Below are 12,687 nucleotides of genomic sequence, written 5' to 3'. Positions count from 1 at the left end.
TGTCTGCATGCTCTAGATCCGCCGCCAGATGAAGGCCAGATAGAGCCCAAGCGTCCCAGCCAGCGTCTGCCGGTAGACGCCGCTTTTCCTGAGAAGGTGCAGGCGTCGCAGGATACCGCCCTTTCGTGCCCTGATGAACAGGCCGAGACAGGCGGCGGCATCCCTCGAGAGGATGTCGCGATTGACCGCCAGGCCGCTCAGATTGTGATCGGTCCAGACGGCGAACTCGCCCCTGAACAGGCGCCCCAGCCGCGACAGCCTCGCCTTCCACGACACGTTGGCGCCGACCAGGTTTGCCTCATGCTGGCGGTAGCGCACCAGCGGTCGCGGGTCATAGCGGACAATGCCGCCGGCAGCCGTGACGATCAGATAGGTCCACCAGTCATGGCTGACGAACTCGGTCCTTGCCGATGCCTTTGCCAGCAACTTTCGCGCGGCGCGATTGATCATCATCGTGTTGCCGCCGGCAATGCTTTGCACAAGCGCATTGCGAAATGCGGGTGGATGCTGGAACAGCGGCGAATACCCTTGCGCTGCTCCGGTTTCGGACATGGTCGCGGTTCTGGAGCAAAACAGCAGCGGCGTTCCGGCGTCGTGCCCTTGCATCCAGGCAATGGCGCTCTCCAGCCTGTCCGGCTCCCAGATGTCGTCCTGGTCGCAGAAGGCGTAGTAGTCGGCCTCGATGCGCGGATCGATGATCATCGCGCGGAAATTGGCGGCAAAGCCTTGGCGAGGACCATTCGACAGGGTCAACCGGCCCTTGGACCAGCGGCTCTGCCAGGCGCCGATAATGGCCGAAGTGCCGTCTGTCGAACCGTCGTCGGAAACCCAGAGGTCGACAACAGGATGCGATTGCGCAGCCAGCGACGCGAGCTGCTCGTCAAGGAAAGCCGCGCCATCTTTCGTGCCCAGCAGCACGGCCACGCGCTGATCTTGTCTGCTCACTGGTTCAAAATCATCTGCAAACGCCTGGCAACGGCCATCGGATCGGTTTCAATAGCCAATCCCGGTCGATCAGGACAGGCTCTTTGTTTTGACGCAATCCCGGACGGAAAACCGCTCCACACTTTTCCTGGAATTGCTCTAACCAGCTTGCCCGACTGTTTTCGCAACGGTTTCCCGGCGTGCGTCACTTGGAGGCTCTTCCGCCTGATAGAGGCCGGCCATGACGGCGAGCGCCGAGGCCTTGTCCTGATCGCGCATGGCCGCCTGCAGCAATGTCAGCGCCGCCTGGACCTTGGGCCATCCCACGACATCGGTCCTGAGGCCGAAGATCTTGGGGATATCCAGCGCGACGATCTCCTCATTGCCGCCATGCAGCACCTCGTGAAGCTTCTCGCCCGGCCTGATCCCGGTGAAACGGATCGGAATGTCGGTGTAGGGGCTTTTGCCGGCCATGCGGATCATGGTTTCAGCGACTTCGAGGATCGGCACCGGCTTGCCCATGTCGAGCATGTAGATGGCGTAGTCGTCCTTGCCCTGGCGCCGCTCGGCGTCGGCCGCCGACATGATGACGAGGTCGACGGCTTCGGCCACCGTCATGAAGTAGCGGGTCATGCGGCGATCGGTGATGGTGACCGGACCGCCGGCCTCGATCTGCGCCTGGAAGATGGTGGCGACCGAGCCATTGGAGCCGAAGACGTTGCCGAACCGCACGGCGATGAACTTGGTGCCGGAGCGACGGCCGCTGGGCCCGGTGGCGTGCGTTTCGTGCAGCGAAGAGACGATCTGCTCGGCGGCGCGTTTCGTCATACCGAGCACCGAGGTCGGATCGACCGCCTTATCGCTGGAAATCAACAGGAACTGCGGCACCCCGCATTTGGCGGCAACCTCGGCGCAGACGAGGGTGCCCAAAATGTTGGTCTGGATCGCCGATTCCCAATTTTCCTCGAGCAGCGGCACATGTTTGAGCGCGGCGGCATGGAAGATGATGTCGGGCTTGAAATCGCTGACGACGCGGGTGATCTGGCGCCGGTCTGTGACATCGACGATGCGGCTCTTGAGCCGGACATGGTCCTTTTCGTCAACCTGCTGGTCGAGCTGGAAAATACCGAACTCCGAGATATCGGCGACCAGAACCGCCTCGGCGCCAAGTTCCAGCGACCGCTTGACCAGGATGCGACCGATTGAGCCGGCGCCGCCGGTGACCAGGACGCGCTTGCCACCGATAAAGCCGCCGATCCGCTCAATATCCGAAGCAACTGTGGAGCGGCGCAGGATGGTTTCCATCTCGACAGCGTCGAGTACCAGCTTTCCGCCTTGGCCGAGCTCCGAAACGCCGGAGAATTGGACGACGGCGATACCGCTGTGACGGGCGACACGGACCAGTTCCGAATATTCCTCGATCTCGCGTTCGGTGCCATTGCCGAAAATCAGCATGTCGAGGCTTTTGGTGCCTCTTGCATATTCTTCGAGGACCTCAACCAGGCGGGGCCGCACGGCCACCACCGGAACGCCCTGTATCTGCGTGCCCAACGGCGCGCCGTTCTCGATGGCCATGATGCCGGCGATGGAATATTCGGCCGGCTCGGCCGTGCGTGTGAAGCGGATGATGACGTCTGCTTCGCCAAGCCTGCCGACGAACAGCGCTTGTTTGATCGCCCCATTGTTTGCGTTGCGGCTCAGGATTCGCCAGCTCGCCCCGTCGCGCAGGAAGCGGTAATAGAGCCGAGGCGCCGATATGATGGTGAAGGAGACGAGGAAAAAGACGATGAACTGGCGCTCGTTGAGGCCGGTCACCGGCTGAAACGATCGAACCGCCAGCGAGACGACATAGAGCGTGACGGTCAGGATGGCGCAGCTCTTCAGGATGTTGAAGAAGTCCGGCGTGGAGGCGAAACGCCACACGGTGTTGTAGAGGCCGCAATAGCGAAACAGCATATGGCTGAGAAAAACAATACTTGCCCAGCACGCCAGGCCGGCCGTGGAGAGCGCGTCGAATGAAAGTCTCGACTGCGAAAGCCCCAGACTCAGCGCCACCGCGACCAGGACCATGACCAGGTCCTGGATCATTATAATGGCGCGCCGCATCTTCGGCCGAAGTCCGGACACGACCTCTACATAGGATGTCATTGGGTAGTACTGAACTCCAGGCGCAAGGACTTATGCATAAAGTGGCGCCAGATTGACTGTCATCCGTCACCGACCACGTGTCTTAATGTGCCAAATCCTCCGCCCGCCGCCCTGTATCGCATAGCGCGGAGTTGAGGGCATCGCCAGCGGTTTTTTGGATGTGCGTGTGGTTAAGGCGCTGCTTCCGGCTAGATCATCCCGCGTGCAAGATGCGAGTACCTTCAAACTTCAGGCGCTTGGCAATAGGCTGTACATTGTCCTTATAAGTAATGCATCTGCGGTAGATGCCAGCGGCGACCCGCTCTTTGCCAATCACTTCCCATTCTGGTGCCCATGAGCCCTCCCAATCAAAATGCTGGGAAATGAGACGTTCCCTGTCGAAACATTGGGGGTCCCGTTCGACTATTCTATGGGCCTCATCGGCGAGCGGGGAATAGCTCTCGACGGCGGCCATTTTTCTCGCTCGGGCAGCGTGGTCGAGTTGCATTTCCAGTCCAATAGGTCCCGCCACGTTTGGAACCGCTGCGGAGCAAAGGTGCTGTGCCACTTTCGCTGTCCTTTTCAGCGCTCCGGCGAGAGCCTGTCCATAGGCATAGGCTAGGTCATGTATCGGGTTGTAGCCATCGACCGCGTCCGACACGAATTGAACGTTTTTCGCGCCTGCCAAATCGGTGGCGATTTTCGTCAGCACATCAACAAAGAAGTCAGTTTCTCCAGCCAGCAGAGCTTCGTACCAGACGGCATCGGGAATATCGCCGAATACTGCGCCCGGCGTCGCGCCCGCAGCTTTCACAAGGTGGAGCGAGTACTGCGTACGCGCCGTTTGGCGACCGCCCGATCCGTCTGTCAGAAGGTAGACTCTGGGTTGTGCGCACTCGAGCCAATGGTAAACCCTGAGTTCATGTCCCGGATGGGCGAGAACCAAGACATTTTCCAGCTTTTCAGACAATCAATGGCTCCCTCCGAGATTTTGCAGAGCTTGTTTGGAAAACGGCTTCAAACTAAGACGCTTCCAATAGCTCTTGTGCCTGTCGCTCGTTTGCAGGCACGTTGCGAAACAAGCAAGGAACGCCGTTGCGGGTTCTTATCACCAATCTGTCCCTATCCCGCAATAGCGGGTCAGAAGCGGTTGTTGAATTGCTTGCTGACGGGCTCCGCAGTGGCGGGCATCATACCATGCTGCTGGCCCCAACTCTTGGCGATATGGCATTTAGAATGCGCCAGCGGGGGCATCATGTTGTAGACCGGATTGCCGAAATCGTCGAAAAGCCCGATGTAGTCCATGCCCAACACCTGACACGCTGTCTGACAGGTTTCCGGACGTGCCTGCCGTATTTTCATGCCACAAGTACCTTCTATGAGGTCGAAGCACCTATTCTTCATCCTCAAATACGCCATTGGATAGCCGTAGACGAAGCGTGTAGGCTTAAGTGCCTTTCGAGGGGGATTCCCGCTGACCAACTAAGCCTCGTCTACAATGCGGTTGATCTCAATCGCTTCAAACAACGCCCGCAACTGCCTGCGCGGCCCGCAAGAGGGCTGTTGTTGACGAAGAACTTCGATCACCAAGCGGCGGTTCGTCAGGCCTGCGCCAAAAATGGCATCGAGCTAGATGGACTGGGGCCTGCCACAGGCCGATTTTCGCATCAGCTCGAACAGGATTTGCTTGGCTATGATATCGTGTTTGCGACCGCCCGCATGGCAATCGAGGCGGCGGCAGTGGGATGTGCCGTTGTCGTCTGCGACGCACGCGGCTTTGCGGGGTTGCTCAACACCGCAAACATGCAGGCGTGGCGCCGAATGAATCTTGGCGTCGGTGTTTTGGCCAAACCCATGACAGTCGAGAATCTAATGGATGCGATCTCCAGATTCGATGCAGGCCATGCCGCAGCGGTTTCTGCGTATTTTCGAAGGGTGGCGGGAGATGCGCATTTCGTAGAGGAACATCTTCGAATCTATAGTCAGGCCATGCAAACCGACGAGGCACCGAACTTTGACGCGCGATTCCTCGCGACCGCCTCTTGGATTGAAGAGATTGGTATCTAGCATCAGCGCAGGCGATGGTTTCACATTGTAAAGGAGCTGCATGGATGGCCCAGATTCGCCAGAGCCAACTGCGCTTCTGATGATGTTGCAATCAAATACCGAAATTCTGAAGGGTAATGCCGCCTCTTTAACGAAACTGGGCGAGCAGGTCGGGTCGATCGAACTTGAAATTGCCAAAAGTCGCCAGATCATGCTCGGCGAATCCAATTCGCGCGCTGCCATCGCTGAAACCAGCCAAACCATGCTGCGCGCAATTGACAAAGAAGTTTCAGTCCTGGCAAATTTTGTGACCGAGATAAAGCGATTCTACAACCGCATGATCCCTCTGTTCATCCGAAAAATCCTTCTTTGGGCTCGCAGGAGAGATTGAATTTGGTCGCGCGCGAACGCTTCATCTGGGCGATCAGCAGAGGACTGGCGGCTTCGGCGGTGTTATGAGAAGTTCTAACCTTGCGCTCTCGGGAAGTGACCCTCGAAAACGCGAAGCCAGAATCGATAAATTGGCGTGGCGACGTGAGAACCGAGGGAACACCAGCATGGCCGGAACTCGACCTACCCCTGTCCTGTCATGAGAGACTGACGTTTGCCCTGCGGCCGTTTTTCAAAGACGACAATACTGTCATAGACACAGATCGAGTCTGTTGCATGGGTGAAGGCGTTCGCCGGCATTGCGCCGCGCGCGTGATGAGCGTTGATTTCGTCGAGCTTTCCCTTGGCAAATTCCATGAACGACCCGGGCCTGCGGAGCCCGCCACCATAGTCCTCCCAATAGCTCGTATGCGTGTCCTCGACCAAGTAAACGCCGTTCGGCTGCACATGATGGTAGAGATGCTCAAATGTCGCGATGACATGATCCATCATGTGACTGCCGTCATCGATGACGATGTCGATGGAACCATACTTCTCGACGATCCGATCGAGGAGTTGAGCGTCATCCTGGCTTCCAACGAAGACCTCCACGCCTCCGGACTCGTGCGCCTTGCATGCAGGATCGATATCGATTCCAACAATTCGCGCGCCCTCGCCGAAATAGGCTCGCCACATCTCGAGTGATCCTCCCTTATAGACGCCGACTTCAACGACGACCGGCCTTCGATTTCTGAACCTTTCGAAGTGACGTTCGTAAACGTCGAAATAGTGCAGCCATTTGTAGATCTCTTTGCCGCTGTTGTTCAAAAAGTACTGATGCAAGAACCCGCCCATCGTAGCCTCCTTGGCGTCGGACTTTGCCACCGCCAGTTGCTCTGATTGTGGCTGTCTCCTCCTTTTATGGACGAGGTTGGTCCTGAGCCGCGCAAACACCGGCTCCCATTCGTTTGCAACCAGGCAAAGCGCTTCCCCAAGATTTGCCGCGATCTCGGTGTATTCCATGTTTGCAAAGCGTTCTCCCGCTTGGACAATCCACGAAGGATCGTATCTAAGCTTGCCAAAGCCGGATACCACGGTGAGCCCGGTCCAAGGCGTTGCAATGGTAAACACGTCGAGATCAGGGCGAAGCGCCTTGAGCGCCGGAACCATTTTCCAGACATCGCCGGTGTGGAATTGCGTTGTCGGCGGAACCTTTTGCGTCGTGTCGTCCAGGGGAACAGTGTCGTGCACGAGCAAAACCGAGCCAGGGTCGCAGTAGTGTTCGAGGTTCGCAAAATCGCGCAATGCCTGGTCGAACGTGTGAAGACCGTCAATGAACCCTACACCCAACGGGCGGCCGGCTAGCAATGCATCCGCTCCGCCGCGATCAAAAAAGGTGTCACTCGTCTCTGGAAAAATGTGCGTTTCTGCGCTGAGTGCCATCGTGGCGCGTGGATTGGGATCGATCCCGATTGCAAGAGCCGGAGGCTTGATCTTGGAGAGCGATACGCCGTCACAGACGCCTATCTCTACCACGACAGTGGGTTCCAGCTCCGAGTAAAGACGCTCCAGCCAGTCGTAATAGAAAGGCCCGGCCATCCGTGTGCTGGCCAGGCCGACATGGGCCCCCACAGTATCCGGGTTGAGGTCCAATGCTTTGCGGTATTGGACTTCAGCCCTTTCGTTGTCGCCGATGGCAAAGTACGCATCACCGATCCCAGTAAAATAGGCGGCGTTTCGAACTGGATCGTGTCGGGCAAGAATGCCGGCAGAAGAAAGAAGTCGCGACGCAGCAAGCTCGGCGGGTGCATGCGTGCTTGCCATGCGAAGGATGTCTGCCGCCGTCTGATAGTGCCCCGACTGAAACTGACCCTTGGCCAACTCGACCAGCGTCGCCGCTGTCTGGTTCGCCGGCACGCGTTCTTCTGGCGGCCTCAAATGCGCCCTGAAGCCTGCGGCGGTGGCTGGAGCGACCCTGAATGGGTTTGCAATTGTCGCCCGGGCAAGGTGCGGCAGAAGCGATGAAGGCAGCGAACCCACGAATGCCGAGGGGGTGTGAAGGGTAAACTCGCCTGCCCCCCTCAACGCATCCCTTTCAGCCTTCCAGACGATCCAGTTCTTGCGCTGCTGGTCGACGCTTGCGTTGGTGGACACCCCGCCATGCAGTTGGTGAAATGTAGCCTCTCCCAGAGTGAGGATGAGCTGTGCTTGCGACAGCGTCATCGCACGTTCGAGCGTATCGAGGTTGACCAGGCCGCCCCCCGGACAGCTGAAGCGCTCATCCATGCCGCCGATCGCCTGCCAGCCCTTCCGGCTCATGAAGAGGACATTCGCTTCGGCTATCGGCGAGAACCACGGATCGACCGACGACTCATCCATCGTCCCGATCTCGAACAATCGATACCCATCTTCTGGCCATCTGATCGATCGCAAAAGCGAATCCTCGATGGCCCGGGTATAGCCATTCCCGGACGCGTTCCCCTGGATGTCGCTTCCAAGATACCAGCCAGGCGCGGCCACGACTGCTGTCGGAGCCATGTCCAACCCGATGCGAGCGAAATGCACCAACCCGGGCGTCGCCATCCGTGCGCCGTCGATCATCACGCCGATCTTGTCTCCCCTCGCCTCCTTTATCCCGAGGTTGACGGCAGCCGCAGGCGAGGGTGACGCGTCATCGATGCGCAGCAGGCGAAAGTTCGGCCCATATTCCGCGACCAGGCTCCCACCAACCGCAGGTGATGATCCGTTGTCGACGACAATGACCTCGTAGTCGTCCGTCGTCACGCGTTGCTGATAGCGCGATGCGAGCGAAAGCAAGGTTCGGGGCAGTTCTCGGGCGATGTCGTAAGCGACAACAACGACGGACACGTAGTTCTGTTTCATAGCGCTTCCGTGGGTCAGTTGCCGGCAATAGGCTTCTGCCACCAACCGCCGGTCCAGTCTATCTCATGGATTTCCGCTTTGATGCGGTTACGAGCGCGGTAATCCTCGACTGCCTGCCGGCATGGCGGAACCGCAAGGTCATCTATGATCGCGAAACCGCCGGGCGACAGCCTCGGATAAAGCGCTTCAAGGCTGTCCGTCGTCGACTCATACATATCGCCGTCCAGCCGGATCAGGGCGAATGGACCGGCCCTCAGGCTGGGCAAGGTCTCACCGAACAGGCCTTTGACGAAGATCACCTGGTCATCCAAAAGGTCGTAGGCGGCAAAGTTGGATTCAACCTGTGCCTGATCAATCGCCAACTGGCGATATTCGTGCAGCCTGCCTCCCCGGTCAGCTGGAAAATTCTCGGCGTCTGGCGGTGGCAAACCGTCGAATGAGTCGGCTACGTAAACCTTCCTGTCCTTGACCTCATTGGCGGCCAGCACTCCCCTCATGAGGATGCAGCAGCCACCACGCCAGACGCCAGTCTCAATGAAATCCCCAGGCACGTTCTCATCAATGGCTCGCTGGACGAGGTCACGCACATTCGCCAAACGTTTCACACCCGCCATAGAATGAGCAATCGCCGGCCAATCGCGACCCAGGAGGCGATCCTCGCGATTGAAGGGCGTCGCCTCTCCGACTTTCGTCGGATCAATCACCTGCGAACCGGAGCCGTAGATGGTATTGGCAATGATCTTGATCAGGAGATCTGTATAGAGGCGGTTCACAATCGACCTTTCAGTACATCACGATTCCATATCGAAATAAGCTGTTGCGGATATCCGGCCAAAGTGCAACGGAACGACCATCAATTCGCGACGGCCTTTCCAAAGTGCCGCGCAAGCAAGTCGCAACCAATTGCCCAAGGAGCCACCCCAATGCCAACCGCCGAACAAGCGATGGGCATGATCGAGACGCTGGATATTGCCGTTTTCCAGGTCAAGACCGAGAGCACCCTCAGTGACCGCAAGAGTTTCCTTCGTGTCCAGAACTTCGCTCGATCGGTATTCGGCCACTATGTGTACCTTGAGGTCGGCTCGCATATCGGCGGAAGCCTCTTCCCGCACCTGATTGATCCGGCCTGCGAGGCAGCAATATCGGTTGATGCGCGGCCCACGGCGCAGCCTGACGAACGTTCACAGGTTTTTCACTACCCTGAAAACTCAGCGGCCCGAATGATCGCCGTGCTGTCGGATTGGATTCCTCCCGCCGCAATGGCCAAACTTACCACGATTGACAGCGACGTCTCCGACGTAAGTCCCGAGGCGGTCGATCCCAGGGCTACGCTCGCTCTGATCGACGGAGAGCACACGGACACGGCCTGTTTTTCGGACTTTGTCGGCGTTTTGCCGCTCATGGAGCAGGACTGTGTCGTTGCCTTCCACGACGCCAACCTGATCGCGGACGCGATTCTCAATGCGGAGCGCTTTCTCGACCATCTCGGCATCACGCACGAGACGGTATTCCTTCCTGACACCGTGGCCGTACTTGGCCTCGGCAGGCTCGCGTCTGCAGTCCGGGATCGGCTCCAGCCTCACGCATTGGACCGCAAGACTTTCCTGGACCTATCGCAACGGCAGCTATGGTCTCACATAGCCAAGGTGCACTCGCCCAAAATCCATGCCGAATTGGAGGGCCTGCGCTCGGACAATTCGCAGCTGGTCAAGGAGATTGAGCGCATGCAAAAGGCGAGCCGCGACGCGGAAGCCCGTGTCGCCGCCATGACGTCCAGCACGACCTGGCGCGCATCCGCCCCAGTACGAGCGGTGGTCGATCGCATCAAACGTCGCTTCGCAAGTTAAAGTCGCGATGAGCGCTGTTGGAGCCGACGATGAAGCAACTTGCCGGGGTGTCTATGGACGAAATTATTGAAACGCCGCACGTACCGCTCCGATCCATCCCACTGTGTACGATGGAGCGCCAAGCCGGAAAAGTCAGCACAGGTTACAAGCAACCTTTCCGCCCGTACCCCCAGCCCCCCGTGCGCCCGACATGTCAGGTATAACCGCCGCTGCTGGTGTGGATGCCGTCGAGCCCTGCACACTTGTGGAGCGGCAACCAGGAAACGCCGGCCGCATGAGGCGAACAGCATCGCGCCTGTCATCCATTATTGCACGCGAACAACCCTTAGCCCTATTCGCGAACGATCTCGGTGTAGGCCCTGGGCCCTTCGTCATCCTCGGAAACCGGCAGGTCTGCCAGTCCTCAGCCTCGACATTGGACAGACCGAGTGGCACTTTTCCCCTGCCGTCCGGCAGGTCAAACGGATTGCGAATGCCTGATAGGGACGCGCAGCGCGCTGACCAGCGCCTGGCTTTCTGCAACGGTGGGCCTCAAGCATGTGTCATCAACCAGTTCCTCGATTTGCCCCCGCAGTCTGCGACTCTCGTCGGATGAGCGACCGCGGACCCGACATCGTGATGTACTTTGGATCGGCGGCGAACTCCGCCTGGTTGGCAATGAACGGGAGATCGTACTGCATATCCCGAATGTTCGCTTTGCGAATCGATGGCAGCTTCACTACGACGCAGCGCGTTGCCATATGTGTGTCGCAATCAGTGTGAAGAGATCCTTGGCGGCTCCATTACAGCCATGGGAAAGCCATGAAGCCCAGAAACAGAAAATGCGATACCATCAGCGATGATTGCAGTATTTAACGGCGCCGTCGACGACATCAGCAAGGCTATGAAGTTGCACAGGGTCTGGATCGCCCTTGCCCATGAGGACATCGGCGATCAGCACAGGCGCACGACGCTCGGCCCGCTTTGGCTTCTGGTCAACTACGTCGCTTTCGTGGGCACGTTCGTTTTCGTGTTCCAGCCTGTCGGCAAGGATGCCGCCGGTTATTCCGCGTATGTCGCGATAGGCCTTCTGGTATGGTTCTATCTGATGGAAGTAATGTCCACGAGCGTGGCGCTCTTTCAACGCGAAGAGAGCTTCATCGAAGGCACGACGCTGCCTTTGTTCGTGTATGTGATGCGATTGGCATTGCAGTCTGTCATCAGAGCAGGCTATGCGATCGCGGGTTGCGTGTTCATTCTCGTCTTGAGCGGCTCCCCGATCGGCACTCCATGGCTGTGGTCACTGGCAGGATTGCTCCTGATCTTGTTCGCCACGCCTGCTCTTATCACCGTCTTCGCGTTTCTTGGAGCTTTCTTTCCCGACAGCCAGTTCATTGTTGGTAATTTGCTACGGGTCGGCATGTTCTTCACGCCTGTTTTCTGGGTGTACAACGGTCAAGACCCCGTCCAAACATACGCCTACGAATGGAATCCGTTCACCTATTTTCTGGAGATCGTCCGTTTGCCGATCATGACTGGAGAGTTTCCCACCCATGCTTTCACGGTAACGATCATCGTGTCATTGGCTACATGGATGATTGCATTGCTACTGCTTGGTCGTTATCGCAAGCAAGTCGTCTTCATCATCTGAGTTTTCGATGGTTTCTATCAAGCTGGACAACGTTAGCCTTGTTTACAAGCTGCACGAGAAGCTGACGCTTTCCGCGCCGGACCGGCGCGTGGACGGGCCTGGCGGCAGAATCGAAGGCTCGGGTAGAAAGCAGTTTGTGCAGGCGCTCGACGGCGTCAGTTTCGAACTCAAGGCGGGCGACCGGTTAGGCTTGGTTGGCCCGAACGGAGCCGGCAAGACCACCCTTCTCAAGGTGCTCTACGGGATCTACGAGCCATCCGGGGGAAGCGTCGCGATAGAAGGCAAAGTCGACGCTCTTTTCAACATCAACATAGGCTTTCGCCGCGAGGCAACCGGGCGCAGAAATATCGTCCTGCGTGGATTGATCAGCGGATGGACGGAAGCCGAGATCGAAGAGAAAATGGAGGACATCATTGCCTTCAGCGAATTGGGGGACTTCATCGATTTGCCGTTCAAGGCCTACAGCCAGGGCATGGCCGCGCGACTGGCCTTTTCGGCAGCGACCGCGCTTGATCCCGAGATTCTGTTGATGGACGAGTGGATCGGCGCCGGCGACGCCGCTTTTCAGGACAAGGCCAAAAGGCGCATGGACGAACTGGCGGAAAAGGCCGGCATCATCGTCCTCGCGAGCCACAGCGAGGCTCTTATCCAAAGTGTGTGTACGAAGAAATTGACGCTCAGGAGCGGGCGGATAGAATCGCTCACGACAGAGCCGGTAAAGAGAGCTGCAACGACAGACAGGCGTTAGACACTCTCGACGGCCATCACGCTGGCCTGCCTTTCTTGCGCCAAGACGGGGCTGTTCGTGGGCCCTGTTGAACATGGCGCGCATCCTGCGCTACCGATGCGAAGCCGGTTGCA

At 58.2% G+C, this 12,687-nt stretch carries 11 protein-coding genes; 5 read left to right on the top strand and 6 right to left on the bottom strand.

From position 1 onward, the window contains the following. Positions 1-12 precede the first annotated feature (12 nt). The 4 genes from NKJ76_RS17365 to NKJ76_RS17350 all read right to left on the bottom strand — a co-directional run bounded on the left by NKJ76_RS17365 (position 13) and on the right by NKJ76_RS17350 (position 4,356). Positions 13-945, bottom strand: a complete 933-nt coding sequence (locus tag NKJ76_RS17365) for a glycosyltransferase family 2 protein (protein ID WP_023692749.1) — start codon at positions 943-945, stop codon at positions 13-15. Between the two features lie 138 nt (positions 946-1,083). Further along, positions 1,084-3,072, bottom strand: a complete 1,989-nt coding sequence (locus tag NKJ76_RS17360) for a UDP-N-acetylglucosamine 4,6-dehydratase (RefSeq protein ID WP_352537962.1) — start codon at positions 3,070-3,072, stop codon at positions 1,084-1,086. Between the two features lie 193 nt (positions 3,073-3,265). Next, positions 3,266-4,021 (bottom strand): hypothetical protein, encoded by a 756-nt coding sequence (locus NKJ76_RS17355; RefSeq protein WP_352537961.1) that lies wholly within the window; start codon positions 4,019-4,021, stop codon positions 3,266-3,268. Between the two features lie 170 nt (positions 4,022-4,191). Continuing rightward, on the bottom strand, positions 4,192-4,356 hold the full coding sequence (locus tag NKJ76_RS17350) for a hypothetical protein (RefSeq protein ID WP_023705484.1): 165 nt from the start codon (positions 4,354-4,356) through the stop codon (positions 4,192-4,194). Positions 4,357-4,617: 261 nt separating this feature from the next. On the opposite strand from NKJ76_RS17350, the gene NKJ76_RS17345 reads away from it, so the two are divergent. Together NKJ76_RS17345 and NKJ76_RS17340 are read left to right on the top strand one after the other, a co-directional pair. Then, positions 4,618-5,118: a hypothetical protein gene (locus NKJ76_RS17345; protein WP_352537960.1), complete on the top strand. Its 501-nt coding sequence runs from the start codon at positions 4,618-4,620 to the stop codon at positions 5,116-5,118. A 40-nt stretch (positions 5,119-5,158) separates the two neighbouring features. Then, positions 5,159-5,488 carry a hypothetical protein gene (locus NKJ76_RS17340; RefSeq protein ID WP_245261128.1) on the top strand — a complete coding sequence of 110 codons (330 nt, stop codon included), beginning with the start codon at positions 5,159-5,161 and terminating at the stop codon, positions 5,486-5,488. Positions 5,489-5,670: 182 nt separating this feature from the next. Here the strand turns inward: NKJ76_RS17340 and NKJ76_RS17335 are convergent, their stop codons facing one another. Together NKJ76_RS17335 and NKJ76_RS17330 are read right to left on the bottom strand one after the other, a co-directional pair. Continuing rightward, positions 5,671-8,349: a class I SAM-dependent methyltransferase gene (locus NKJ76_RS17335; protein ID WP_084013503.1), complete on the bottom strand. Its 2,679-nt coding sequence runs from the start codon at positions 8,347-8,349 to the stop codon at positions 5,671-5,673. Between the two features lie 14 nt (positions 8,350-8,363). Then, positions 8,364-9,122 (bottom strand): TylF/MycF/NovP-related O-methyltransferase, encoded by a 759-nt coding sequence (locus NKJ76_RS17330; RefSeq protein ID WP_023708419.1) that lies wholly within the window; start codon positions 9,120-9,122, stop codon positions 8,364-8,366. 150 nt (positions 9,123-9,272) lie between these two features. Here NKJ76_RS17330 and NKJ76_RS17325 point away from each other — a divergent pair, with 150 nt between their 5' ends. From NKJ76_RS17325 to NKJ76_RS17315, 3 genes are all read left to right on the top strand, one after another. Beyond that, the gene (locus NKJ76_RS17325; RefSeq protein ID WP_023705488.1) at positions 9,273-10,196 is read left to right on the top strand and encodes a class I SAM-dependent methyltransferase; all 924 of its coding nucleotides are present in this window, start codon (positions 9,273-9,275) and stop codon (positions 10,194-10,196) included. Between the two features lie 838 nt (positions 10,197-11,034). Next, positions 11,035-11,826 carry an ABC transporter permease gene (locus NKJ76_RS17320; RefSeq protein ID WP_023705490.1) on the top strand — a complete coding sequence of 264 codons (792 nt, stop codon included), beginning with the start codon at positions 11,035-11,037 and terminating at the stop codon, positions 11,824-11,826. A 7-nt stretch (positions 11,827-11,833) separates the two neighbouring features. After that, positions 11,834-12,574, top strand: coding sequence for an ABC transporter ATP-binding protein (locus NKJ76_RS17315; RefSeq protein ID WP_352537959.1), 741 nt, complete (start codon positions 11,834-11,836; stop codon positions 12,572-12,574). Positions 12,575-12,687 lie beyond the last annotated feature (113 nt).

The sequence above is a fragment of the Mesorhizobium sp. M0029 genome (assembly GCF_040323735.1).
Taxonomy (GTDB): Bacteria; Pseudomonadota; Alphaproteobacteria; order Rhizobiales; family Rhizobiaceae; genus Mesorhizobium.
The sequence above is the reverse complement of the archived record's forward strand: the minus strand, read 5'-3'. Positions and strand labels throughout refer to the sequence as shown.